This is a genomic window from Bradyrhizobium sp. Ash2021 (assembly GCF_031202265.1).
Taxonomy (GTDB): Bacteria; Pseudomonadota; Alphaproteobacteria; order Rhizobiales; family Xanthobacteraceae; genus Bradyrhizobium.
On the sequence record NZ_CP100604.1, the window covers coordinates 610,307 to 636,114 of the forward strand.

21 protein-coding genes and 5 pseudogenes are annotated in these 25,808 nt (G+C 59.4%); 7 read left to right on the forward strand and 19 right to left on the reverse strand.

Features of this window, described 5'->3' with window-relative positions:
• Positions 1-68: 68 nt before the first annotated feature.
• Positions 69-359, reverse strand: coding sequence for a GYD domain-containing protein (locus NL528_RS02955; protein ID WP_309181235.1), 291 nt, complete (start codon positions 357-359; stop codon positions 69-71).
• Between the two features lie 228 nt (positions 360-587).
• On the opposite strand from NL528_RS02955, the gene NL528_RS02960 reads away from it, so the two are divergent.
• Both NL528_RS02960 and NL528_RS46905 read left to right on the forward strand, forming a co-directional pair.
• Positions 588-1,067: a cupin domain-containing protein gene (locus NL528_RS02960; protein WP_309181236.1), complete on the forward strand. Its 480-nt coding sequence runs from the start codon at positions 588-590 to the stop codon at positions 1,065-1,067.
• A 414-nt stretch (positions 1,068-1,481) separates the two neighbouring features.
• A complete protein-coding gene (locus NL528_RS46905) occupies positions 1,482-1,814 on the forward strand; it encodes a DUF4118 domain-containing protein (RefSeq protein ID WP_375143979.1) in 333 nt (110 codons plus the stop codon).
• On the opposite strand, the pseudogene NL528_RS02965 reads toward NL528_RS46905, so the two are convergent.
• Both NL528_RS02965 and NL528_RS02970 read right to left on the reverse strand, forming a co-directional pair.
• Positions 1,748-2,029: pseudogene (locus NL528_RS02965) on the reverse strand (transposase); the annotation flags it as partial. The gene NL528_RS46905 and the pseudogene NL528_RS02965 overlap by 67 nt on opposite strands.
• Before the next feature lie 190 nt (positions 2,030-2,219).
• On the reverse strand, positions 2,220-3,200 hold the full coding sequence (locus NL528_RS02970; RefSeq protein ID WP_309181237.1) for an ABC transporter substrate-binding protein: 981 nt from the start codon (positions 3,198-3,200) through the stop codon (positions 2,220-2,222).
• A 394-nt stretch (positions 3,201-3,594) separates the two neighbouring features.
• Here NL528_RS02970 and NL528_RS02975 point away from each other — a divergent pair, with 394 nt between their 5' ends.
• Complete coding sequence (locus NL528_RS02975; protein WP_309181238.1) at positions 3,595-5,007, forward strand: enoyl-CoA hydratase/isomerase family protein; 1,413 nt, start codon at positions 3,595-3,597, stop codon at positions 5,005-5,007.
• A gap of 892 nt (positions 5,008-5,899) precedes the next feature.
• On the opposite strand, the gene NL528_RS02980 is transcribed toward NL528_RS02975, so the two are convergent.
• The 4 genes and pseudogenes from NL528_RS02980 to NL528_RS02995 all read right to left on the reverse strand — a co-directional run.
• Positions 5,900-6,184 (reverse strand): hypothetical protein, encoded by a 285-nt coding sequence (locus NL528_RS02980; protein ID WP_309181239.1) that lies wholly within the window; start codon positions 6,182-6,184, stop codon positions 5,900-5,902.
• A 93-nt stretch (positions 6,185-6,277) separates the two neighbouring features.
• Positions 6,278-9,604 carry an AAA family ATPase gene (locus NL528_RS02985; protein WP_309181240.1) on the reverse strand — a complete coding sequence of 1,109 codons (3,327 nt, stop codon included), beginning with the start codon at positions 9,602-9,604 and terminating at the stop codon, positions 6,278-6,280.
• A gap of 10 nt (positions 9,605-9,614) precedes the next feature.
• Positions 9,615-9,923: a hypothetical protein gene (locus tag NL528_RS02990; protein ID WP_309181241.1), complete on the reverse strand. Its 309-nt coding sequence runs from the start codon at positions 9,921-9,923 to the stop codon at positions 9,615-9,617.
• A gap of 646 nt (positions 9,924-10,569) precedes the next feature.
• Positions 10,570-10,704 (reverse strand): annotated as a pseudogene (locus NL528_RS02995) (1,4-butanediol diacrylate esterase); the annotation flags it as partial.
• Between the two features lie 27 nt (positions 10,705-10,731).
• Between NL528_RS02995 and NL528_RS03000 the strand changes: the two are divergent.
• Positions 10,732-10,992: pseudogene (locus NL528_RS03000) on the forward strand (cyclohexanone monooxygenase); the annotation flags it as partial.
• Positions 10,993-11,198: 206 nt separating this feature from the next.
• On the opposite strand, the gene NL528_RS03005 reads toward NL528_RS03000, so the two are convergent.
• From NL528_RS03005 to NL528_RS03045, 8 genes are all read right to left on the reverse strand, one after another.
• The gene (locus tag NL528_RS03005; protein WP_309181242.1) at positions 11,199-11,888 is read right to left on the reverse strand and encodes a hypothetical protein; all 690 of its coding nucleotides are present in this window, start codon (positions 11,886-11,888) and stop codon (positions 11,199-11,201) included.
• 485 nt (positions 11,889-12,373) lie between these two features.
• Positions 12,374-12,610 (reverse strand): hypothetical protein, encoded by a 237-nt coding sequence (locus NL528_RS03010; RefSeq protein ID WP_309181243.1) that lies wholly within the window; start codon positions 12,608-12,610, stop codon positions 12,374-12,376.
• Between the two features lies 1 nt (position 12,611).
• Entirely contained in the window at positions 12,612-12,980 is a 369-nt protein-coding gene (locus NL528_RS03015) for a hypothetical protein (RefSeq protein WP_309185362.1), read from the reverse strand.
• Between the two features lie 155 nt (positions 12,981-13,135).
• A complete protein-coding gene (locus NL528_RS03025) occupies positions 13,136-13,972 on the reverse strand; it encodes a glycosyltransferase family 2 protein (protein WP_309181244.1) in 837 nt (278 codons plus the stop codon).
• Positions 13,969-15,048, reverse strand: a complete 1,080-nt coding sequence (locus NL528_RS03030; RefSeq protein ID WP_309181245.1) for a radical SAM protein — start codon at positions 15,046-15,048, stop codon at positions 13,969-13,971. Before NL528_RS03030 ends, NL528_RS03025 begins: the two co-directional genes overlap by 4 nt.
• A gap of 202 nt (positions 15,049-15,250) precedes the next feature.
• Positions 15,251-16,357, reverse strand: a complete 1,107-nt coding sequence (locus NL528_RS03035; RefSeq protein WP_309181246.1) for a hypothetical protein — start codon at positions 16,355-16,357, stop codon at positions 15,251-15,253.
• A gap of 20 nt (positions 16,358-16,377) precedes the next feature.
• Positions 16,378-17,082, reverse strand: a complete 705-nt coding sequence (locus NL528_RS03040) for a TIGR04282 family arsenosugar biosynthesis glycosyltransferase (protein WP_309181247.1) — start codon at positions 17,080-17,082, stop codon at positions 16,378-16,380.
• A gap of 93 nt (positions 17,083-17,175) precedes the next feature.
• Positions 17,176-17,955, reverse strand: a complete 780-nt coding sequence (locus NL528_RS03045) for a nucleoside phosphorylase (protein WP_309181248.1) — start codon at positions 17,953-17,955, stop codon at positions 17,176-17,178.
• A 294-nt stretch (positions 17,956-18,249) separates the two neighbouring features.
• Between NL528_RS03045 and NL528_RS03050 the strand changes: the two genes are divergently transcribed.
• Positions 18,250-19,395: an acyl-CoA dehydrogenase family protein gene (locus tag NL528_RS03050; protein WP_309181249.1), complete on the forward strand. Its 1,146-nt coding sequence runs from the start codon at positions 18,250-18,252 to the stop codon at positions 19,393-19,395.
• A gap of 80 nt (positions 19,396-19,475) precedes the next feature.
• Entirely contained in the window at positions 19,476-20,315 is an 840-nt protein-coding gene (locus NL528_RS03055) for a PhnD/SsuA/transferrin family substrate-binding protein (RefSeq protein ID WP_309181250.1), read from the forward strand.
• 6 nt (positions 20,316-20,321) lie between these two features.
• Here the strand turns inward: NL528_RS03055 and NL528_RS03060 are convergent, their stop codons facing one another.
• Positions 20,322-21,356 (reverse strand): radical SAM protein, encoded by a 1,035-nt coding sequence (locus NL528_RS03060; protein WP_309181251.1) that lies wholly within the window; start codon positions 21,354-21,356, stop codon positions 20,322-20,324.
• 757 nt (positions 21,357-22,113) lie between these two features.
• Here NL528_RS03060 and NL528_RS03065 point away from each other — a divergent pair.
• Positions 22,114-23,199, forward strand: a complete 1,086-nt coding sequence (locus NL528_RS03065; RefSeq protein WP_309181252.1) for an IS5 family transposase — start codon at positions 22,114-22,116, stop codon at positions 23,197-23,199.
• Positions 23,200-23,537: 338 nt separating this feature from the next.
• Here NL528_RS03065 and NL528_RS03070 read toward each other — a convergent pair.
• From NL528_RS03070 to NL528_RS03075, 3 genes and pseudogenes are all read right to left on the reverse strand, one after another.
• A pseudogene (locus NL528_RS03070) lies at positions 23,538-23,761 on the reverse strand (IS3 family transposase); the annotation flags it as partial.
• Between the two features lie 124 nt (positions 23,762-23,885).
• Positions 23,886-24,062: pseudogene (locus tag NL528_RS46910) on the reverse strand (ISL3 family transposase); the annotation flags it as partial.
• Between the two features lie 166 nt (positions 24,063-24,228).
• Entirely contained in the window at positions 24,229-25,692 is a 1,464-nt protein-coding gene (locus tag NL528_RS03075) for a carbohydrate porin (RefSeq protein WP_309181253.1), read from the reverse strand.
• Between the last annotated feature and the right edge of the window lie 116 nt (positions 25,693-25,808).

Consider the following 25,808-nt stretch of genomic DNA (forward strand, 5'->3'; position numbering starts at 1 on the left):
CAGACAAGCGTCGTTAAACAAAACCCAGGCGCGAGGCCCGGGCTTTGTATTTGAGAGATGAGGCTCGCTTACAAAGATGCAGCCATCTTCTTATAGTCGTCCTCGGTGAATGCCCGACAAGTCTGCGTCCGTACAAATCCAAGGGCTGCCGTCCCCATGGCGAGTTTTGCGACCACTTCGTCATTCGGTGCTTCGATAATTGACACAGCATCATATTGGCCCGTTACGAGGTAAAAGGCTTTCAATTCGGCACCAGCAGCGCGGAAGCGTTGCTTTGCCGCATCGAGGCGATTGGGCCCGTCCTTGATCGCTTCGGCGCCCTTCTGAGTGAAGTTGATTAAGGAGATATAGGTGGGCATGGGTGAGCCTCCCTGGTTATTATCAAGTGTGAGCGATGTTCGGCGTCCCGTTGTGGGCAGCAATAGGTAAGTCAACAACACAATGCGGAACGCCTGTATTTGACTTAAATCAACAAGCTGAAATTATTCATCCGCTGCCGAGTACGGCAACTCTGAATGAACAGCCGAAGTCGACACCTCCGCGTTTTCGACGTAGGCTCGATGAACCCTTGCGAGGAGATCATCCTCATGAGCAACACGGAAGCCAAGGCCGCGGCGCCACAGGGATATGTGCTCGGCGCCACTGAAGGCGAACATCTCGTTCATTGGCGCGACGGCGGCAATATCGTCATCAAAGTCGGCTCGGCCAATCGTTCAGACAATCTCGCCTTGGGGACCCAGCAGGTGCCGGTCGGTGCAGGCATTCCGATCCACCGACATATTCGGATGGACGAAGCCTTTTACGTTCTGGAAGGCAGCGGAATTTTCACACTGAACGATGTACGACACTCGTTTAAGAAGGGCGGAACGATATTCATTCCTAAGAACGCTTGGCACGGGTTCGCAAATCCTGATCGCGAATTGCTCCTGCTCTGGATCATGGCGCCACCCGGCCTGGACGGCTTCTTCCGCGATACTTGCAATCCCCTCGGCGCACCGCCAAAGCAACTGACTCGGGAGCAAATTAACGAGATTGCCGGCAGATATGCGACGGAATTCGGACAGTAGCGCCTCGCGCTATCTCAAGTGATCGGCTGCACCCGCTTCGACGATTGCCGGTAGGAGTCGTAGCGACGATCTCGTGCGCGGTATCCATTGGGTTGCCCTTATTGGAGGGCCCTCCAATGTCGCAGATGGGTCACGAGCGGCGGTCGGGGCGCCCGCAAGGCAAGTCAGGTCTACCAGGGACAGCGGACATCCGGGTAATTCTGAGCTTCTTCGGCTCGGAGCCATAAGCAGACGCTCCCGGGGCAGACCGCCGAGACCGGACATCAGAGCCGGTATGCTATTGACATGCCCATCCTGTGCAGGATGGTTATGCGGCTGCGGTACCGATGGGACCAGCTAGCTTTCCAGTGAAGCCCATGCCCTCCGTGGCGAGCACGCCCCTACGCCTCTTTCGTAGCCCAAGTGGATGGAAGGATGCGCGGTCAAGACAAAAGACTCTTGAATGAGGCAGGGTACCTCTTGCTTGGCCTGATCGCGGTAGCAGTGCTGACCGCGCTGTGCCTTTGGTTGGACGTTCCTCTCGTCTCAGCCGCGTTCAGCTATTTGATTGTAATCGTTCTGTTGTCGCTTGTGAGTAGCTTGCCTTCCTTGGTTATCCTTTCCGTCATCGCCGTTGGCTGCCTCGACTATTTTTTTACCGTTCCGTTTTTCAGTTTTACTGTGGATTATCGCCAAGACATCATCGCGCTGGCCACACGGCCAGCCTCGCGCTCCAGCCGCCGGCTCGATTGCACCCGGTTGAGATAGCCGTAAATGTAAAGCTTGAGCATCGGCGAAGGATGGTACGCCGGCCGGCCGGTCGCTGCAGGATCAACGCCATCGAACCCGAGGTCGCGCAGTTCCAACGCATCCACGAACACATCGACCGCGCGAATGGAATTGCCCTCGTCGACCCAATCATCGAGGCATTCCGGCAACAACGTCGTCTGCTGGCGATCCACCCCTTGAACGAAACCCCGCATCTCTTCCCCCGCCGATTCAGCAAGAGAATCATAGCATCGACCAGGTTTTCACACAGCCTGGGTCAAAAGCTGAAAAGCTCAACGGGAGCATATGTTTTCCGCTCTGCCCCCAACAACGGACATAGAGCGACCACGGCGGCATCCGAAAACCTGCACAGAACCGGACTCATGCAGCGCAACAATCAGCGCGTTATTCGATCACCGCGTCGGCACGGGCTAGAAGTGTGGGTGGGATTTCGAGTCCAAGCGCTTTGGCGGTCTTGAGGTTGATGACCAACTCAAGTTTGCTGGGAAACTCGACCGGAAGGTCGGCCGGCTTGGCACCTTTTAGGATCTTGACGACATAATTAGCCGCAGCACGAAAGTTCTCAGCGTAGTTGACGCCGTAACTAATTAGACCCCCAGCATCGACATGGTCACGGAAGCCGTAAACAGCCGGCAGCCACGCGGTTGCTGCGAGCGCGGCGACCCGTTTCCTCTCTTGGAAGAGCATGGCGCCTGCAAGTACGACGACCGCCTGCACATGCTCGTTCGACAATAGCTGAAATGCCGTGTCGAGATCATTCGGTTCTCGCACCTCGGCGGAAACCAACTTGATGCCCAGCCGTTTGGCTCCAATCTCGAGTCTTTGTCGATCCATGGTGAAGTCGCCAACAGCGTTTAGGATCAGCCCAACCCTCACCAAGGCCGGGACCAACTGCGCGGCAAGTTCTAGCTGCTTTCCCACAAGATCATCGATGCGGGACATTAAGCCAGTGACGTTACCACCTGGTCGGGACATGCTCGCAATCAAGCCGAGTTCAATGGGGTTCGCGAGCAATGGGCACACAATCGGGATCGTTTGGGTCAATCTTCTCACTGCGACAGCAGCAGGAGTGACCGCAGCCACGATTACTTTAGGCGAAAGTTGGATCAGTTCCTCTGCGAGCACCGGAAGCCGGTCATGAGGGCCATCGGCAAACCGATAGGCAACATTGATATTGTCACCTTCGACATAGCCGAGCTCTCGCAGGCCTTCCATAAAGGAAGCGGGGAATTCTTCTCGCGTTACTGCGCCTAGAACGGCAAGGAGTGGGCGCCTCGTCGACGTCTGGGCGCGCGCCAATTGCGGCAAAACCACTTGAGTTATGGTCGTGCCGCCAAAGAGCGTGATGAACTCGCGCCTCTGCATGCAGCCTCCCAGGCAATACCAGGCCAGTTGCAAGCAAATTCTACCACATTTGAGCGGCATGGGGATTGTGATTGGACGCGAGCGGCTTCGAGGTGAGTTGACAACGCCGGTCGATGATGTCCGGGTTGGGGTCACGAGCGTCGCCCTCTGCAATAGATGGCTGCCCGTCAACTTCCGCTATGCCCCGTTCACGACCGAGGTCGTGTGGCGGTGCAATATGTCGCGATGGGCCAATACCGGAAGTGATTATTGCACTTGTTGGACGCGCACCGTCCTTTGCCAGATGTCGATAGTTTTTGGCGGCTTTGCGACAATATCTCGTTTCCGCCAGGCGTCCTTCGCCCTACACTCCTGCCTCATTCCGAGGGTGTCCAATGCTTTCAGAGGGCGTCCAATGCTTTCAATCCCCCGCGAACAGCGTTCTCCCGTGCTCGCCGCCGCGCTGCCGCGCGCCGAGTCCGAGGCTTTCCTGCTCTCTCGCGACGACGCTGTCGCGACGCTCACCGCCGCCGACTTACGCACGGCGATCCGCAACGGCCGCGCGCTGCTGGCGCGAATGCCGCTGCGCTCGCAGCGGACACCGGCGCAGAAAGCGGCCGGTGAGGCGATTGTTCATCTGACGGCCGATGCCACGTGGCGATTTTTCCGCCGCCATGCCGTGCCGATGTACCGCGAGCTCACGCGCGAAGGCGCGCGGTCCATTCGCGTCGATGCGCTTCTTTGGGAGGCCGCAGCGCGCTGGCCTGACATTCTGCCTGCTCAGGCCGAACTCGTCGCCGAGAGCGATCGCATGCAGGCCGATAAGGACGGTCTTGAGATTCACCAGGGCCTGTACGTTAGCCAGGTCATGGCCAATCCACAGACAGGGCATCACTTGATACGCTCGATGTTGCGGCCCCGAACTGAATCACTTGAGTTGCTACCGCAGTTCGTTGAGAGAGGTTACGCCGATCTGGGTACTGCGCGCATCGAGATAAGAGGCCGCGCAGGCCATGTAACCATTCATAACGAACGATATCTCAACTCCGAAGACGACACGGTGGTCGGTCCGCTGGAGATCGCTACGGATCTGGCGTTGCTGCATCCGGAAGTTAAGATCGGTGTCCTGCGTGGGAGCGTGGTAGATCATCCCAAGTACCAAGGTCAGCGCGTGTTTTGCTCGGGGATCAATCTGACGCGCATCTACCAGGGAAAACAGAGTTATCTGTCGTTCTTGTTTCGCAATATGGGACTGCACAGCAAGCTGTACCGAGGTGTGTTGGTCGAGGATGAGTCCGACTGCCTGGATGCGCCGATCGAGGAACCAGAGCGTACGCTGGAGAAGCTATGGATCGCTGTCGTCGATAAATTCGCCATCGGCGGAGGTTGCCAACTTTTGCTTGTTGCCGATTACGTGATCGCCGAAACCGGCTCTTACTTCAGCCTGCCCGCGCGCAAAGAGGGCTTCCTGCCTGGCACCTCAAACATGCGGTTGCCGCGACTTCTCGGCGAACGATTGGCGCGCGAGGCGCTTCTATTCGATCGTACGTTTCGCGCCGACACGCCGGAGGGCCGTCTAATTGCCAATGAAGTGGTGCCTTCCGACGAAATGGATCTTGCGGTCTCGCGCCGCGTGGAAAGTGCGATCGGATCGGGAATGGTCAGTCCTGGAGCCAACCGCAAGGCAATCCGCCAACAAACCGAGCCTCTGGAAGCTTTTCGCAGATACCTGACGACTTACGCATTCGAGCAGACGTTCTGTCATCTTAGCGACCAGCTTATCGTAAATCTTGAGAAGCACTGGAACGCCAAACATCGCAAACTGTAGCCTTGCGCGCCAATCGCACTATGGTTCACTCGACGAGTTGAGCCCGGCGACAGCAATGCAATGAAGTCTCTGAACCGGCAATCCATTTTGGGCCAAGAGAAGGGCCTGGCAATGGAGCAACGGAAGTCTGTCCGCAGCGCGAGGTCGGCTACGGGTCACGAGCGTCGCCCTCTGCGATTGATGGCGGCCTGTCGATTTCCGCTTTGCCTTGTAAGCGACCGAGATTGTGTGGCGGTGCAACACGACGCGAAGGGCCACTGCACTAAATCGCTGCGCGATAGTTCGCCCGTTGAGGCGGTGCGGCTTGCCTGCGAGCATGGTGGCCGCGGGTAGAAACGTAGAACGTCCGCAAATTCCGCGTCCGAGATGCGGAAGACCACATCTGCATCGTCAAGAATTTGAATGACGAACACCGTGCAATCGGAGAAGCAGTGATCATCTTGACGAGTAGGTTGAAACAGTTTCGGTTGGACAAAATTGAGGTTTGTTGCAGTCTTCAAAAATTGGTTCGCCCTATGATGCTCCATGGCTGTCGCAAGGCTGATCGCGCAGAAGTTGTCGAACGTGACCTTTTTACAACGCCTAACTCTTTGAAATCACATAAGAGGCAAAAGGAGCTTTCCCCACTTGTGCAACACTCGTGCCATAACGCCAAAGTTGTGCATCCCTTCGAGGCCAGTACACCCTTCGAAAAATTACCCGGCACTCAAATCACGTACCGCGGTTAAATCTCCATAGCGCCCGCGGCACCGCCGGTGCCCCACTTCCCGCGATTTCGTGCCTTGGCGCTTTTCGGACGCCGGTCGTCGGAGCGCGTCGATAGCCTCGTCAAGCCGGCATCCGAAAACCTGCACAAACGCGGAAGTCGCGGCTGGCTCAAGTCACTTCCGTTTCACCCCCGGAAACGGACATCCGCCACGACGCTAAGGCGGTCAGCATACTCCGCAATCCGGAGATAGTTCTCTTCAATATCAATTCCATAGGATATCAACGCCCCGCTTTTTGCCTCAAACTGGAAAGTATGAATTGCAGGCAACTTCAGCGATATGCATCTTTCGACAATCTCGCGATTGTTCGCGCCCGTCAGTGGATCGGCGGCGACAATGATAGCCGACGCGTGTTGGTCGTGTGCAAATGCCAGCGCCGGTGAGATATCGTTCGCTGTTTTGATCGGCAATGAAAGCAGCTCGATCCCGACTGCCTGCGCCGCTTCTTTCGTTTGCGTTTTCGTCGCAATCGCGTGGCAGCCGGGCCGAGCCGCGTTGTCAAACTAGGTCAACTGCTGCAGTAGTTCATCAGCCTCTCGCAGGTCCGCGGACGTTTCGGCGGACGGAAATTTCGCCCTCGTCGATACGAGCAGGTCTCGTGCCTCGGCGCGCCCACGTCCGCCGCTGCTCATGAGCAGGCGCGCGAGGCTAATCGTGGTCCGCAATTCCCAGCCGACTGCCCTCAGCTTCGTTGCCGATGCCAGCGATCGCCTGAACAAGCCCATGGCGGCGTCTTCGTCCCGGCCCGGTTCGCGGCAAAGCAGCGACCCATGGATCCGAAAAATCTCCGGCGCGAGCCAGCGTTCGCCGGTTTGCTCCATCACAGATTCGGCCGAAGCAGCGAACGTCCGCGCCCTACCGATCTGCCCGATCCGCCCGAATTCCGCGGCGAGCAGAATTCGGTAGAGAGGCATCTGAATGCATCGATTCTCGGCCGGCAGTTTGCCGAGCAGGCGGCACAGTTGTTCGAGCACGTCCGGCGCAGGGCCTCGCGCCGCCAGCGCGGAGGTCGCCCACAACGGACCGATGACCCGGTACATCGGATACCCGTAGTCGTCGGCGATCTTCATGCCGCGCTCGACGCTGGCAAGATTGGCCGCAAGATCGCCTTCATACCAGTGATCGCTGACGCCAAGAATGGACACGAACGCCAGCATGAAAGGGTGTCCGATCTCTTTCGCAAGCTGCCGCGCAGCATCACAGCACTCTCTGCCTCGGGTTGGCCGCCCCAACAGCCATTCGATATGACCCGAATAGACGAGCGCCACGATCAGTGGATCGTGTTGATAGATCTGGACGAGCTTGCCGTGTACTCGCGGATTGTAGCGCGCGCTGATCAGACCCGCCAATTCGTGTGCTTTTTCCAGATGGCCGATAAAGAAATTGGCGATCAGGGCTGCGGTATGCGCCATAAGGGCAGCCTCGTCATCGCGCGACTCCTCTGCCAGCTTGAGGAAATCCCCCGCGTGTTCGAGGGCCTTGGTGAGCTCGCAATTGACCAGTTCAGCTAAGGTAATACCCCACAGGACCGTGGCCTTCTCGCGAATAGTCCCGTAATTTGCGCAAAGTTTGAGGGCTCGACTGTAGGGTTCATAGACATTCGGATCGGACCACCCTGCGTTCGCCGTGTATGCCATCGCAAGGTTGGATTGCAGCGCGATTTCAGCCTCGTACCGCCGCTGTGAAGCGGGCAGCTTTGATATCAGCGAAATGCCCTCGCGAAGATGGGCCACGGCCTCCTTGGTGGCTGATCGGCGCAGCGCAGATTTCCCTGCCTGCAGCCAGGCCTCGATTGCTTCCGGAATGTTTCCGGCCCGCGCGTAGTGATAGCCCAGAACGGCCGGCTGGCTGCTCTCCCCGATCGCCGTCTCCTGAAGCAGCCACGACGCTACGCGCGCATGGAGTTCGCGCCTTTCCTCCTTCAGGAGCGAGGAGTAGGCTGCTTCCTGAATCGTCACGTGCTTGAATACGAAGACGGTGTCGTGGGGTTCCTTGATGCGATACACGATCCCGGCGCTCTCCAGAGCCTGCAGTGCGTGTTCCAGCGATTCGCTTCTGCCCGGAAGCATGTTGGAGATACCCTGATAATTGAACTGTCGTCCGAAGACGGAGGCGATCTGGGCCACGCGCTTGGCGGTACCGAGACGGTCAAGGCGCTCCATCAGTGAATCGTGAATACTTGCCGGCACCAGAGGTTCCGGCAATTTCCCGCTCAGCACCAGGCCATCAGCGGCGCGCTCGACCGCCCCGGAATCGATGACGGATCGCGTGAACTCCTCGATGAAGAGTGGCACGCCGTCGGTTCTTTCCACGATCTGGCTGATAACCCCGCGCGGCACGAAACCGGTGCCGGCGACGGCTGCTACCACCTGCTCGCATTCGCGCGCTGCCAGTTTTTGCAAAGCAATCCGTTGAATTGCGGAGCCCGATAACCACCTCGCATCGTAGTCATCGCGGTGCGTGATCAGGATCAGGATCCGCTCGCAATGGCAGTGAGCTATCACGCGCAGGAGCAGCTCGATGCTCGTCGGATCGATCCACTGGACGTCCTCGACGATCACCAAGATAGGCTTCCTGCGCGAGGCCGCTATGAGGACGTCGATGATCACCTGAAAAACACGCTCGCGCTCGGAGGGCGAACCAAGGTCGGCAGGCTCGTATTCGCCGAAGGCCGGTATCGACAGCAGGGCTCCGTAGTAGCGAAGAGCGTGCTCGACATCGGGGAGAGCTCGCGCCAACAGCGAGCGCAATTTCGCTATCGAGAGCTCGGCGTCGTCGGCTTCCTGAATGCGCGCTGCGCGCCTCAGCCGTTCGATTTCCGGAGCAAGCGGCGTGTTTACGTGAAACGGCGAGCACTGATACGACAGAATATCAACCGCAGATGTATTAAGAGAGCTACGCAACTCGCGGATGAGGCGGGACTTGCCTATGCCGGGTTCGCCGTATATGACGCCGACAAGCCCTGACCCCGCTGCGCTCCGTTCCCACATCTCGGCAAGCATCGCACTTTCGGCGGTTCGGCCGATCATTGGCGGCAAAGGCGACGCCCGCGCCCTGTCGAACCTGCTTTCGCTCCCCGCAACGGCGTCCACGCGCCAAGCCTCGACCGGCTCTTCCACGCCCTTCAGCTGTCGTCTGCCGAGCGGCTCACAGCTGAACGTTCCGCGAATCAGCTCGTAAGTGCCCGAGCCGACTACGACGCCATTCTCACCGGCGATCTCCTGAAGGCGGGCCGCGATGTTTGCCGAACTGCCGAACACTTCTCGCCGGTCAGCGGGCTCGCCGGGTACACTGCCGACGACGACCACTCCGGTATTCACCCCGATCCGCACACCGAGACGGACGAAGCTGCCATCCGAAGTCGGGAACTTCTGTTCTCTGACAGCGGCGGCGATCGCGAGCGAGGCGCGCACCGCGCGTTCGGGATCGTTTTCGTGCGCTTGCGGCACGCCGAAATATGCCAGCAGTCCGTCGCCGATCATTCTGGCGATGTGGCCACCGTACTGGGAAATCTGCTCGTTGCAGATATCGCGATAGGTTCTGATAACTGCGAAGAATTCCTCGGGATCGATCTGCTCACTCAGAGGCGTCGATCCGACGATGTCGACAAACACCACGGTAAGCTGTCGGCGTTCGGCGTGCAGAACCGCGATCTCGGCATTCGGCAGCGACCCTGTCCGCTGAGGTGCGCCCGACTGGCCCGGTTTCGCTCGCCCGCTCACGATGCCACCATGTTGAGCTTCTGCCGTACCTGCAGCGAAGCAAGATACACTGCAAGCCGCATCCGATTGATGCTGCCGAGCGGTCTGTGCTGCTCCAAGCAGTTCCACGGGTTGAACGTCATCTGCTCGCACTCGTATTTGATTGGGGGGTCAGGAAGTTCTGCTTTGGAATTTCGATTCTCCCGAGCCGCACGGTCCGGTCGGGCGCGACCTCTATCAATTCTGTCGCTGTGCGACGAATGCGCTCGCCATCGTTATGACCAAACCGAACTTCGATCTGGAGGTTTTTGCCCTCGATCCAACCCAACTCTTGTAGCCTTAGCTTGAGCGCGGCCAACCGCTTCGCGGCTTCAGCGTCCTCTTCAGCCGAATTGCTCAAAACTCCGATACGTCGTACGCGAATAACCGTCTGGGCGCGCGCTGCCACTGGCTACGTCACTAGGGCGCTACCGAGAAGGGCAATAAACTTCCGCCGCCTCATCAGGTTTCCCCCAAGGAAAAGAAGGAGAGTGGTATAGCATAGATTGAACGCAAACCATGCGGCGCATCGCAAATGAACCGCCCGCTCGTGTCCGCTCAGGGTCGAAGTCGGAAGTTGGCTCGCTTGAACGGCATGTCCGTTCTACCCTCAACAGCAGACGTCGTCGGACCGCCCCGGCATCCGAAAACCTGCACACAAGCGGATATCGTCGCCTAACCCGATCATTGGTGGTTGCGGCGATGAGCAACCAACGATCTTAGCCGACGAGAATGCGCCCTGTATAAGAGCCACGATACGTTCCAGAGGATGGATCAAGTGTCAGCATCGCTGACATGCCTCGACAAAAATCTCGGCGCTTTCGATGCGAAGGAAATGCATAGCCGACCCCAAGAAATCGGTCTAATCTTTCGGACGCTCGGGGTCGAAATTCGATGCTGACCTGGAGCCAGATCATGATCAAAACGCCAATCGCTCTTGCTGCTACGGTCGCGGTGGGACTTTCGTTTGCGCAACCGGCGTTGGGACAATCGAACTGGAGTCCGACTTCAATACGTTACAACGGTTGATATCGTTCCACGCGGACTGCCAGCAGCCTCTCCTGCGCCAGGCGCAAGTAGTTGGCGTTGAAGAAGTCGTAGCCGAGGCCGGCCGTGTGCAGCATCAGCATGCGGGTCGTGATGTCGCGCTTGGGCGCCCGCAGCTTCGGCTTGCCGTCGGCGCCGAACCCGTAATCGCAACCGCATCATGACCGGTTATCGTTATCGCCACCGGCTTCGACGCGCTGACCGGCTCGCTGAAGAAACTCGGCATCAAGGGGCGCGGCGGTAGGGCGCTAGCGCAGGAGTGGGAGGACGGCCCGCAGACCTACCTCGGCCTGGCTATCGCCGGCTACCCGAACCTGTTCACGATCACCGGCCCGCAGAGCCCCTCGGTGCTGTCGAACGTACCGGTGTCGATCGAGCAGCACGTCGAGTGGATCTCCGAATGCATCGCCCACATGCGAAGAAGCAAGCTTCGCGTAGCAGCGGATCACAGCAGCCAGTCGATCGACGCCTGCTTTGGGAGCGCATAACGGACTCACCTCGGCCATCGTGCCGTCCGTTTGGTGCTAAACTCGGACTAAAGGGGGCATAGTCCGGATTTTCTATGCGCAAGTTAGCTTGGAAACTCACTTCGTCAGCGTGCGAAAGCCTCTCGAATGGTCTGAGTGCCGCGCGGCCGTTAGCCGGTTCGTCTTGAAGTACTTTTCTGCAACGCGCTGCGTTGCACGAATGCGGCAAGGCATAACAATGGCCCGACGACGGAAAGAACGACGAAAGGTAAGTATCCTACCAAGTACTTGAAATTGCCAAATTGCGGATATCCCAAAAAGTCCGCCGCAAAAGCGTAGGCTATGTAATTGAGCCCGACCACGCGTAAGAACCACCAGCCCTTGGACCCAAGCGCTTGTTGAAGGCGACGGATCGAGAACAGTGCCAGAAGGTAGGTCCAGAGGACGGCGACTCCAAAAAAGACAAAAACCCCGCGAGGTGGGGCGTGTCCTATGTGAGTGAGCCAGGCGACAAGCGCGAGGTGAACAAGGTGTGCTGAAGCAAACGCGAGACCAAATTCACGCGCACGCCGTTTGAAGGGCTCGAAAGCTGGTCCGAACAATGCAGTCATCGCACCGGCAGCATAAGCTGGCCAAAACAACAGGAACGAGAACCGCGCGGTCACCTGTAGTGCTACGTCGGTGCCCCGCTCCCCTGTTCCCAACGCCGCAAGCACCAGAGCGGCCAGACCGAGCGCCGCGCAAAAGGCCGAGCCCATCCACACAGCGGCAACAGGTATGGCAAAGCTCATAAGGTTCAGAGAGTGTCTCTCCTGCTGACCCATCGTTCTTGCTGCCGATCCGTCGGAACTCTTCGTCATCTAGTAATGCCACATCCGGCTCTCTGCTGGAAACGGACATTCCCTGGCGTTCGACCGTCACGAATCACATTCTCGTAAGGGCAAGTATCGCACTCGGATAGGACGGCCATCTGACGAGCCCCATTTGACCAACGAGCCTTTTGCACACTGCTCCGCGCGCGCAACGGCTAATGTCCTAATCGGGTCATCGGAAGTCGCGACGGGTTCACAGCATGTCCGCTTTACCTTGGCGTGATGTCGCATTTTGGCCCTTTTGCGAAGTGCTGACCGGCTTTGCGAACGTCTGCTAATTCGGGGAAAGCGGAAGCGACAACGACAGGGTCGAATAGACGCGAATGACCCACTCCGGAAGTCGCCCCTTCCGATGAACCTCCGCTGTCATGTCGCAAAATATTGGGGTCGCAAAACATATATTCCACTAAACCGCTGCGCGGTAGGGAGCATGCAGCAACCGTTCGAATAGGGAAGCGGGGGCCGAGGCCGGGTCAACGATCCTCCCGTGCTCTTCGGCGTGCCGCTTGGCCGGTGGCCTCGCTGAAGAGGTGGCGTGGGATGTTGATCAGCGCAAAACGTCGCCGTTCTTCAGCGTGCGTTTCAAAATCTGCCTCCACAAAAATCTCGACGGTTTCCTCGCTGGCATGAATTTCGACGCGTATAGGCGAGTCGCCCAAATCCACTTCGTATCGGCGACCATTCTTTCCCCGCATAATCGCGTGCGCCATTTCAGTTCTGCCTCTGGCCCTGCTTCTTTAGTTTCTTAACCCGATGCTTCTGATACCCGAGAACAGCAGGCACAAGTGGCATCGCGCGAGCCACCCGAACGTGGGTCAATGAGACGACAAGCGCTTGTCCGGTTTCATCGGAGCGCGACAGATGACACACGATACCGCCCTCGTCACCGGCATATGATACGTCCCACACGGTTTGGCGAATGCCGCTCACCGCAGTCACATTCTGCTCCTGGAGATAGTGGATCAGCGCCGGCATCAATTCGACTTCGAACGGCGCAGCTGCTTTCAACGCGGCGACAGCCTGCCCGCCTCCTCGCTGGATGCCGCCATCCTCGTGCACATGTATCACGAGGTCGCCCAACCCTATGCCTTTCTCTACAATCTTGCGCCCGCCTTGAAGCGGGGTGCGCGGGTCGGAATCGTCGACCTCGAGCGTCCGACGCCGGAGCACGGCACGCCAATAAAGCTCTTGCGTTGCGAACTGACCGCCGTGGGCTATCGTGAGATCGCCACGTATCAGCTCGCGGGCGATGGCGGGTACCTCGCCGTGTTCTCTCCGCCGGAGGAAGCGGGCCGAAAATCTCCCCGGGACATCGTTGCGTGTGGGGATCGTGCCGGCACTCGCTGATCCCTGACAAACGTCATCGACATGGACCAGGCCGCCTTGAAGCCGGCGACGGGATTGCCAGAGACCTTCGATACGCCGCCGATCCGGCTCCGCTGCCCGACAGCGATCTCCAGTGCCGGCAAGCGGGCGGCCGCTACCCGCATCAGCATTTCCAGGTTCCAGCCATAGGTCTCCTCCTTCATGCCGAGACGTATGAGGACGTCCCGTCGGATGGCGCGAAACGGCGACAGGTCGGTAAAGCTCGCGCCATAGACGAGGCGCAGGAGCAGCCGGCCGACATGGGCCGCGAGAATCTGCTGCGGCGCCGGGCTACCGGGCTCGCGCCGACCGCGAACGCGCGAGCCGAGAACGAAGATGGCCCGCCCAGCAACGATCGGCGACACCAGATCAGGGATGAATTCCGCAGGATCGCTGCCGTCGCCGTCGAGGAAGAGGAGAATGTCGGCGTCATCGCGCAGGGCGGCGATGCCCGCCTGGATGGCGCGACCGTAGCCACGCCGCGGCTCGACAATCACGCGGGCCCCGGCGGCTTCTGCGAACTCGGCCGTACGGTCTCGCGAACCGCCGTCAACAACGACGACCTCGCCCACATTCTGCGCCAGCACCGCAGTTACGACCTGCCCTATCGCCGTTTCCTCGTCGGGGCAGGGAATGATCGCGGAAATAACGGGCGTACGGAGCCATGCAGGCCGCCTCGAGCCGGTCTCGTCATTCACCGCGTTCATAGGCTCCAGCGCAGGCCACAATTGGCGCAGCTCCTGGGCGGCTTGTCCGACAGGAGCGCCGCACGAAAGTCCCGGTACGCGGTCCCGTTCCAGATGTCATGCAAGGACTGCCGCCCTGCATGGCCCAGCGTGTAGTTGTCGTAGCCATGCTGCGAAAACGGCGCGATACAGCAGGGCAAGGCGCGGCCATTGGCCGTAAAGTACATCAACGACCAGGGCCGCCGACAGAGCGACCACGGCGAACCGTCGCCACTGCCCTTCAGACTTAACCCCGGCTCGGTCGCCGCGCCCGACGCGCTGAAGGTGACACCGAGGGAGCGCGCCAGATTCTCGGCCTGTTTCAGATAGATCGCTTCGCCCTCCGTCAGCCGTTCGAACAACGCCTGATCCGGCTGTGCTTTGCCAATGGCTGCTTCGTCGAAAAAAACGAGCCGTTGCAGATAGACCTCCTTGACACCGATCTCGGCGGCAATTTTCACAAATGTCGGAAGCTCCTCTACAGTCTCTTTCAGGCCTGTGAGCCAAACGGAAACCTTGGGAGTGGTGAGTCCCTCCCGCTCCTGCAGCTCGCGAAACGCACGCACGTTGCGGATGATGCGACTGAAATAATCCTTGCCGCGGATCGCCTTGAAGCTCTCGCGGTTTGACGCGTCGAGCGACACACGCAGCTCATCAAGCCCGGCGTCGATCAGCGCGCGGCCGTTGCGCTCACCTAGCACCGTTCCATTGGTGTTGAACAGGACGTAAACGCCGCGGTCCTTCAGATATCTGACCATCCGGGGCAGGTTCGCGACTAGCATGGGCTCGCCGACGCCGTGCAGAACCGCCCGTGCGAGATCAGGAACCTGGTCGACAATCGACGCGAACAGATCCCAGCTCATGTCTGCCGGCGGCTCGAGCTCCTCGTAGGTGCGAGGACAGGTGGTGCACAGCAGATTGCAGCGGTTGGTCACCTCCAGATAAAGGCAGACCGGCGGACGCCGGGCGACCTCCGTGCGCTCGCCCGAGACCTGCTCGTGATAGCGGCGCGGATCGAAGGCCGCGCGAGTGCCTGGCGCTTCGCCTGAAATACTCATTGCACCAACTCCGCGTCTGCGGTCTGCGAATTGCGGCTTCTCCAGCTCACCAAGGCCCAAGCCAGCAAGAGACCTCCGAACAGAATTGACTTGGTCACGATTCTCGGAATGTAGAGGTCCCAATCGAGTTGTTCGGACAGCAAGAGCGCACCGATCGAAACGACCCAGGTCGGCGCGGTGCCACACAGGGCAACGAACGGCGTCACGACGAGAAAATACCAGGGGTAATTCGGCGACAACAACAAAAGCGTGAGGAGTAACAGCATGTTGATGTCGGCAAGAATCCCTTGAACAGGAGGACCAGCGCAGCCAGTACGAAATAAGCAGCAACATCACCTTGATGCGTGCCAAACACAAGCCGCCAGAGCGACAACGGCCAGAGATCATAGCCGGCACTGATCCCCTCTTCCGTCAGATAGCCTTTCGCCAGGTATCCGAGAACGCCCCAACCGATCGATAGATAAGGGAGATAACAAAGCACCACGACGGCGATCACGACCAGCGGCATCTTGAGGTCCCATGGGCGCCAGATCGCAGCCAGCACCGGCGCCACGTAAGGTTTTACCAGCAGCGAAAATGCGATCAGAACGGATCCGCGGAGAGCGTGGCCGGTCAGGGCAATCCACAGGCCCAGCAGCATCAGCGCAACCATCAGCGCGTCGACGTGACCGCTGTTGGCGATTTCCCACAACGGAAGCGGATGCCAGAGATAGGCGATCACGCGCGTAATCGGGCGGTTTATCCGCCGCAGGAAGAGCATGATCAGTACAACAGTGAGAGCCTCGCACCCCAGCATTGCGAACCGCATCATGGTCACGCTTTCACCGAACCGCGTGACAATGAGGAAGAAAGACTGCGCCACCGGAGGATAGATGGTGACGGCAGAATCGACCCGGTCGATGTGAGGAAAGATCGCCTCGTCGCGCAGAAATGCCAGCGCCTGATTGGCCGGAAAATAACGGTATGGATTGATGCCGGCGGCTTGAACCTTGCCATCCCAGACATAGCGATAGATATCACTGGACAGAAGCGGATCGAACAGGAGCACATAGGCTCTCAGCACGATCGCAATTCCGAAGATAAGCCATAGCGCACGCCCGGTTCGCACGCGCTCGGCCAGGTGCGTTGCCATAATCGTCAGCAGGCCTGCGGCTACGGTCAGAGCGATGAAGGCATTGTCACCATAAGTCTCGAAAGCAAAAGGGGTCACCAGGGTCAGACCAACCAGGACAGCACCGACGCTCGCCAACAGATAAAATGGGAGCACCTCGATGGCGTAGCGCATCGGTCGACCGGGTTGACTGGTCATGGACCCTGGCATTAGCGGCCTTAAGGGCTTATCTGCGGCGCGGCTGCGTTGAGAAAGGTCCGGCTTGCCGGAGCAAATCCACCAGCACGAAAGCGGGTCGAATCGCCGGCCAGTTCGTCCTGCAACCATCGCAACGTTTGCATGTCGTCGACATCATACCATTCGGGAAGCAGTGTCGTGGCAAGCCCGATTTCGGCGGCGCGCTCGCATGTAGCCCGAGCCACGGTTTCCGTTCCCCATGCGATCTGCGTGAACAGATGCTGATGTGGACGTTTCAGGCCGATGAGGTAATAGCCGCCGTCGCTTGCCGGCCCGACCACCATCCTGTCCCCCGGCTCGCGCAGGGCTTCGACGGCCTGTACCAGGAAGCGGGTTGGCAAGGTCGGGCTGTCGCCATTGACCAGCAGGACACCGTCATGTCCGGCATGCAGGAACGCGCGCATCGCGCCAAGCAGCACGTACCCCAGATCATCACCGGTTTGCAGCAACAGTCCGAACCCCGCGGGAAGCAACTGATGCATGATGTGTTCGGCTCCCGCAGGAGCGTAGACGCCGTAGCCGCGCCTGCCGAGCGCCTCCGGTACCGCCTCGATTGCCGCCGCAACATCGCGCAGAAAGCAAGCGGAGAGCTCCGATGCGGCCACCTCGCCAATGGCGGTCGCGAGCCGCGTCTTTGAGCGGCCGGGCTGCGGCGCCTTGCGTATGATCCCGATCGCCGCGCTCACGGCAGGAACCGGGACCGCAGGCGATCGGCGGCGATCGCAATCAACTGGAGCGCGTCATGGCTGCCGTCCGCTTCACCCTTTTCAAAATCCCCATCAATGCGCCCCATTTGATTTGTCACATGGGCAAAACACAGGACGGGCTTTTGTCGGACTTGCGCAAACGCGTAAAGCGCGGCGGCTTCCATTTCGGACTGCCACCAGGTTCCTTTCGCGCATAGCGTCGATCGCTGGCTGGGTTTCACGGAACGGCGCGTCTGTTGTCCAGGTTGCGCCCGTGAGAACGGGCACGGGAAATCTCTCGAATACGCCATTGAGCGCCGAGATCAATCCGGGATCGGCATGCGAATAGTCCGACGCGGCCATGTAATGATAGCTGGTGCCTTCGTCGCGCAGCGCGCGTTCGATGATGACGAAATAGGGCGGCGGGCGTATCGGCACGATCTGTCCGGAGGACGTGACGCTGATCAACAGTTTGCAGCCCGATGCGAACATTTCCTCGGCGATCAGCACCGCGTAAGAGGCGCCGACGGCGCAGCCGACAATTCCGAAATCAATCCCGTTGCGGCTGAAAGTGTAGAGCTGCGTATGGTAGCAGGCCCACCCCGATTCCAGCCGGGCCTCGCTGCCGGCAATGAGACTGCGCACCATGTCGCCGTCAGGGTCGAGGATGCAGATGTCCGGGACGCGGGAGTCCGCAATCCGCTTTTGTCTGCGGGCTTCGCGCAGCAGATTTTCCGGCGTAAATGCGGACGGCTGCGTGTAATGCTTTTGCGCAAGGATGGGCGGCACTCCGCCGTCATTGACCGCCATCACCAGACAGACCTCGTTACGCCGTAGCCGGTCATTGGTAGCGTTCTCCACGTCAGTGGGCAAGCGCCGTCAATTGGCTGCCGCTCCGCAGGTTGGAGCCGGAGACAACAGCGCCTCCGGCATCATGAAAAAACGACCCGAATGATGTAACAAGTGCCTTTCGACGGCTCAATGACTGGGAATTGATCACAAGCCCAATGCCCGCAGCCACTGCAGGTATGGCTCGGGTTGGCCATGTGCGAAGTTGATCGTGTTGATCCGACGGAACGGATCGCCTAGCATCTGTCTTGAGGAAGGCGGGTCCGATATTTTCAACGTGGGCAGTGACGTTGTGGCGTAAGGATCTCGAGGGCTGTCATGAATCACGAGACCGCAGTTTCGAATGCCAGGGAAATCGCAGATCGGATCCTCGCGCCGGCGGCAAGGCAAAACGACAAGGATGCTCGATTTTCGTCCGAGGCAATCGCGGCGCTCGGTTCGGCCGGATTGCTGGGGATTATGCTGCCCGCCGAAGTGGGCGGCTCTGCCCTGGGACCGCGGACCCTCGCTGCGGTCGTCACGACGCTCGCAGAAACGGACGCGTCCGCCTCGATGGTCTATTTGATGCACATGTGCGGCACCGCGACGATCGCGGCGGCCCGTTCGGGCGTCCCGGTGGCGCAGACGCTGAAGGACATTTCGGCAGGCCGGCATCTCACCACGCTGGCATTCAGCGAAGCTGGATCGCGCAGCCACTTCTGGGCGCCCGTATCGCGAGCGAAGCGCAATGGAGCCAACGTCCGCCTCACAGCCCAAAAATCCTGGGTTACGAGCGCCGGTCACGCGCAAAGCTATGTTGTCTCGGCCCTCGCTCCTGATGCGACGGGTCCAACCGATTCCACCCTTTACCTGTTGGCCAGCAGTACGCCCGGACTGTCAGTTGCCGGCCCCTGGGATGGTCTTGGGATGCGCGCCAACGCGTCCGCGCCGATGATCCTCGAGGATTGCGAAGTCGAGCCTGGTCTGCAACTGACCGACGACGGCGCCGGCTTCAAGGCGATGCTGGAGATCGTGCTTCCACTGTTCAACCTCGGGACCTCCGCGGTCGCGCTGGGTCTTTGCCGGGCCGCAGTGGCGGGAACTGCGGCTCATCTCAAGAGCGCGCGCTTCGAGCATTTGGGCCAGACCCTTGGAGAGAGCCTGCCGACACTCCGCGCGCAGCTTGCGACGATGCAGATCGACACTGACGGGCTCGCGGCGCGTGTCGACGATCTCGTCGATCACCTCGAACGCCCCCGAGAGACCACCATGCTGCGTGTGCTCGAGGCCAAGGCGGCGGCAGGTGACACTGCGATCGCCGTCACCTCAGCGGCGATGCGGGTGTGCGGAGGCGCTGCATTTTCCAGGCATTTGGCCATCGAGCGATTGTTCCGCGATGCTCATGCCGGCGCTGTCATGGCGCCGACGGGCGATGTTCTGCGCGAGTTCATCGGCAAAGCCGTCCTGGGAATACCGCTGTTCTGAGCGCGAGAGCGCTGCGCCGCCAGGGATCGTTCGTTCGCGTTTGATGGCGGTCAAATGGTCAGAGAAAGCGAGAAGCAACCATGAGCCGGACGATCTGGGTAGGTGCCGTCGCATATGATCCGAAGGTGGTCGGCATCTGGGAGGGCATGCGACGGTATTTTCACGAGGAAGCGCATCTGCCTGTCGAAGTCGTGTTGTTTCAGAGCTACGAGGCCCAGGTCGCCGCTCTCCTGGCCTTGCCCGGTGAGCCGCTGCCGCACATTGATATCGGGTGGAATACAAACCTCGCCTATATCCAGTCCGATGCCTGGAGCGACAAGCGCTGCCGACCTATCGCGATGCGCGATACCGACGTGGGCTGGATGACCAAGATCGTCGCCGTCACGGGTGGACCGGTTGTCAGGCTTGCCGATCTTAAAGGCCGCACCTTGGCCCTCGGCAGCCGCGACAGCGGCCATGCGGCAATCCTTCCGGTTTATTTTCTGCAGCGGGAGGGACTGGTCGAGGGGAAGGATTACCGATCGCTGCGCTTCAACTCCGACCTCGGCAAGCACGGCGACACGGGGACAAGCGAGTCCGATGTCGTTCGCGCAGTCCTCGACGGCCGCGCCGACGCCGGCGCAATCGGCAGCCCGTTCTGGAATGCCGTGCACACCGAGCGTCTGGTACCGGAAGGAGCGCTAACCGAGATCTGGACCTCGCGGCCCTATAATCACTGCATGTTCACGGCCCGGCCCGATCTGGACCCCGCGTTGGAGCAGCAGTTCGCCAAAGCCCTTTTCGGGATGAGCTACGACAACCCGACGCATCGTCCGGTGCTCGAGGCGGAAGGCCTGCGCCAATGGATAGCGCCGCAGCTTGAGGCGTATGCTGAGTTGCGGGAAGCGTCGGCGCAGCAGGGCTTTCTAAAGCGACCCTGAGCGCAGTCAGGCGCAATTGAAGATCATTGCCAACCGGCGCTGATGCTCAGATTCGCGATCGAAGGCGCGGCGCACGGCTGCGAAGGACTCGGCGAGTGGAAAGATGTCGCGGCTGACCAACAGGTCGTTATCCTCGGCTCCGACCGGATGCCAAAAGACACCTTCTGCCGTAATCGTCACCTCGGGAACCAGGTCCGCCCTTGCCAATGCAATGCCCTGCCTAGCGGAGCCCCGCAGCGCAATTCGTCTGATTACGCGATTTTCCTCGCTCACATGATGGGCGTCAACGAAACTGCGGAATTCCTCGGCCTCCGCGTCAGTCGACACGGTCGCCGCCAACCGCACGCGGAATCCTTCGGCGCGGGCTCGCTCGATTCCCTCCCAGGTGCGTGCCCATGTCCCCTTTCCACGATGGCTCTCGTGACGTTCCGGCGTCGGGCTATCGAGGCTGATCTGCAGGGTTACGCGCTCGCGCGGCAAGGCCCGTAGCGTTGCGAGCCGAGCTCCGGCAAACAGCATGCCGTTGGTGAGCACCGTGGTCGACGCCGCCGCAGCGCACGCGGCAAGGATCTCGCCGATATCCGGCAGCACGAACGGCTCGCCGCCGGTCACAAAAATTTCGCTGACGCCGAGCTCAGCCGCCTCGACTGCGATCCGTCGCACCCGCTCGATACCAAGCGCCCGCCGCGGCGCCTTGGGCGATGAGCGCACGCAGCAATAGTCACAGCTCAGGTTGCAGTCGAAATTGGTGTAAAGCCATAGTCGAGAGCCGACAGGCCGGTCTCCTCCGACATTCTCGGGAGCCTCTCCGTATCGGAGCACCCATCGGGTGCGACCTTGTTCAATGGCTGTGTCGACCAGGCTGTTGCGGGTGAAGCGACACCATGCCTCGAGTTCGGGGCCGATGCCTGGATCGCGGCTGGTCACGGCGACGAGATCGCCCTTACGGCCGCGACGCAGCGCAGCTATCAAATCCGGCAGGAGGCCCGAGGCAAATGTCTTGGTGCCAGCGTCGAGTTCAACGTTCGCATTCGTCCTCATGTATTAATCCATGGTACTCTCAACGTTCGGTCTCTACCGTACCGGTTTTGCGCCAGAAACGATCTCACCGGAACGCTGTGAACACGACCAATCTCCAACGAAAATGCATGAAAATCAACGATCGTATTCTTTCCTGTCGCCCATAACGGCTTGGTTGCAGTTCGGTTCCTGCCGAGCCCACCAATGAAACCAGCCAAGCTTTTCTCGGCCGCCCCCTTCGCGGACCGATTGGTTCCAAATTGCATCAGAGCTGATGAATCATGCCGACATTATTCCGGTTATCGGTTCGCGGCAGAACTGACTGGGATTCCCAGGTTCTCAATCCTACCGTGACATTCTACGCAGACTAAGAACGACTCGATTTGAAGTTCTAAAAATGCCTCGACTTCCGCATCCGAGGTAAATTCATTTAATAAATCGATCGACACTCGGTTAGCCAGAATTCCCAACGGTGAAAAACCCGTTAGGATCTTTTTGTATTTACGGACGCGGCCTTATCGGAAACCGAGTACCGCAATCGCTCTCGAGGCGGCGAGACGTCCCTGTGCTTGTCTACTAGAAGCGCTGTGGCGGCTAGTGGATGAACTTTACTCGCGGCGGTTCGCGGTTACTCACTCAACACCAAACAACGGAAGAACTGAAAGCACTTAATGATGGACTGGAGGACGTACTTTGCCTAGCAGTTTGCTGAAGAACCCCCTCGCCACGGTGGGAACTTGGTGATTCACTTTATCATCTCGAATCGCTGGGGACGAGCATGCGTGGCAGGTTTGCGGATCAGGGCGGGATGTTTTCGTACATTTCGCCGGAGGCCCGGGTGCCTCCCAACCATCCTTTGCGGAAGATCCGGGTGCTGGTCCGGGATGTCTTGAGTGAGTTAAACCGCAGCCTTGGGAGACTTTACGCCAGCGATGGGCGTCCCTCGATTCCTCCCGAGCAATTGCTGAGCGCATTGTTGCTGCAGGTGTTCTACGGCATTCGGTCGGAACGCCAGTTGATGGAGCAACTGAACTATAATCTTTTGTACCGCTGGTTTGTGGGGCTTTCGCCCGACGACCCGGTCTGGGACCCGACCACCTTTACCAAGAACCGCGACCGGCTGCAGAACGGCGAGGTGTTTAAGAAGTTCATGACCAGACTTCTGAACCATCCGCAGGTCAGGCCGCTGCTGTCGGACGAGCATTTCTCGGTGGATGGAACGCTGATCGAAGCCTGGGCTTCACAGAAGAGCTTTCGTCCCAAGGACGGCAGCGGCGACGATGATGACGGCGCGAACTTCCATGGCCAGAAGCGCAAGAACGACACCCACGCGAGCACCAGTGACCCCAACAGCCGGCTTTACCGCAAGGCGGCCGGGCGGGAGGCGAAGCTTTGCTATATGGGCCATGCCACCATGGAGAACCGGCATGGGCTGGCGGTAGCCGGCATGGTTACACACGCCAATGGTACCGCCGAGCGCCGAGCATCGGAGATCATGCTAAAGGCCAAAAGCAAAGCTGCCGGCCACCGCATCACGGTCGGTGAGGACAAGGCGTACGATACCACCGATCATGTGGCCAATCTTCGGGCCATCAACGTGACACCGCATGTGACGCAGAACCAGGCCGTCACCAAAACCGGCAAGACCCGCAACAGCGCCATCGACGAACGAACCACGCGGCATCCAGGGTACGGCATGTCGCAATCGCGCCGGGCGATGATCGAGTGCATCTTCGGCTGGGGCAAGCAGCACGGTACCATGCGCAAGACCAAACATCGCGGCATCGGTCGCGTCGCCGCCAACTTCCTGCTCAATCTGATCGCCTATAACCTGATCCGCATCCCCAAGCTGATGGCCGCCTAGCGGCGCCAACGAGCAGCGCCCGCGTGCAGGTCAACAAAACTGCATCAAGCCAGCCAACACAACACATGAAACCCGGATCGACCGTCCCATTGAGACAAAGAAACTCAACTTTCCAAGTTCTTCAGCAACCTGCTAGGGCCGACCGACGTCGCGGTTTGAAGCTCGCGCTGCGGCTCCTCGTTTCCGTGGATAGCTAGGAGCGCCAGTATCAGCTGATCTTTGCGCTGGAGCTGAACCGGGCCGAGCGCGAATTCTTGACTGGCCAGCTGTTGGTTGCAGACGAGCGATTGACGGCGCTGTCAAATCGCGCCACGACAACGAGCGCTCCGGCGCCGTATTGACGGATATCTCATGCCTCGTCCTCCCCATCCCCGTTCATGTTTTTTTTAAGCAGGGGGTTCTCCAGGGTGAGATCGGCCACGACCTCCTTCAAGGCGGAGGTCTCACGGCGAAGGTCCTTTACTTCGCCGGAGGTTGCGTCGCGCGCCGTATCGCCCGCCAGCCGGCGCTTGCCGGCCTCCAGGAACTCCTTGGACCAGCCGTAATACATCGAGGCAGCGATGATGGAGCCAGCACCCTTCGGCGAAGCGCTCAGTAAAGATTTGACGCCCGCACAGGACGGCGTCGCCGCGGAATCGGCGGGCAATCACAAGGAGCTGTACGATCCGCCCCGAAAGCGGCAGATCGGTCACGCGTCGCCGATACCGGCTATGGACACGCCGGGAAACCGTTCCGCACGATGGGCACAGACCAACGATTCCGGATGCCCGGACCGCAATAATGGCTTTATCACCCTCGTAGTACGCACTCTCTACAACAAACCCACGCGGCACCAGACTGGAGCGGTGGAGTGCCTGCTGCATGGCACTGATTCTCCCCCAATCAAAGCGCCACACATCCCACAAACTGTATCAAAAGTGAGTCAGAGCCATTTTTCGACAGCATTCACACTCAGGTCTGCGAAACCTCATCGAGTGTCCGCTCTATTTGCCGAGCCTCTGCCGAGGCGCGCTTGCCCGTCAACGGATTTCAGAAGTCGACGGTCGCCGTCAACCCGACGACGAAAGTGTTGGGAATGACTCCGGTTCCTCCCGGCCGCTGGATATATTGCAGATTAGGACGCAGCAGAAACCACGGCGTTACTTGCGCACCATAGTTGATCTCATAGATCGTCTCCTCGGTTGCCACGTTGACACTTCCCGGTTTCACGACGTTCAGGCCCTGCTGATACAAGACGGAATTGCCGTTCAGGTGCACACGGGCGACAGCCACGGAGATATAGTCATCGTCGCGACTGGCGACGCCCTTTTGCACCAGACCAACTGCTCCTGTCCATGTGTACTGGGACGTTCTCTGGTCGCCAAATGCGATGACGCCGAAAACCGTGACACCGCGATTGTGCGAGCCGGGTTCCCGGTAGACCATTTGCTCGCCTTGCAGCCATCCGCCCCAACGTCCGAGGTCGGTCAACATGGGCAGTCCCGTGATGCCCGCATTATTGCCATTGATGTCGCGGAGAACGTCGGCGTAGCTGGATGAATCGTAGTAGGCGCCAATTTTGTACTTTCCCGGCAAGCCGCCGAGGCCGCTTGCCGGCAGCCAGCCGAATTCGATGGGCACAAGGACTCCGGTGCCATGAAAGCCCAGGTCGAAGCCGGACCCCGGACTGCCCGCATTAGGATTAACCTGGTAAATGCCGGTTTGAACGTAGGACTCTGAAAAGCCTTGAATCTTGACGCGGCCGCCCCAAGCCCCGGTCGGGTAATTGAACGCTACAATGTTTGTGCTCAGAGCGGGTGTGTGACCGCAATGCACGCCAGATTGAAAGTAGCAGTAGAGCTCACTGGTGTTGTAGTCGTCACCAACTGGAGAAAATCCCACCTTGAGCTCGATGAGGTCGGACCACAGTTGCTGAGTATAGTACATTTCGGAGATGCGCGCATTCTGCCCCGCTCCGAAAACCTCCTGGGGCGATTGCAGGCTACCGATAATAGGCTTCAAATCTGTCCCGACGCGGTCGTTCAGGGTTATGACCGCCTGCGCTCCCTGCAACCCGGCCAGCTTATCGAGATCCAGCTTGGCTCCCAGGGAGACCTGTTGCGTATACGCGGCCCCCTTATTTTGTCCGCCGATCGGGTTCGCTGCGCTCTCCGAAACGTACTTCAGCTCAACGTCTACGCCCCGATCGTGGAGTTGCGTACGTAGCCCACCCCAGTCGCCGGTCATCTTGTCTTGATAGGTAACATTTTCCCGCGGCTTACCTGCAGTCCTGGTCGTTCCCGATGGGCTCGGCTTGAAAACTGGATCCGTTTGAGTGGGGGATTGGGACGGATTGGCAAAGCTACGATTGTCGTCGGCAATGACGTCATTGTCGGCTGACCGCGTTACTTGCGCATACGCCATCGTTTCGCCCAATAACAAAATGCCAATAACGATCGACGATGCCGCGGCAATACCGGGTGTGCGAGACCAATTCTGTCGGAATATTTTCATATGAAACTCCAACGAATACTCAAACTGGAAGGGGTTCGCGCGAATTGGAGAGTTCAGCGAGCTTACACCGAAGTGCAAAGCCCGCCAATTGCGGACCTTGCGAGGGTGGTCGCTGT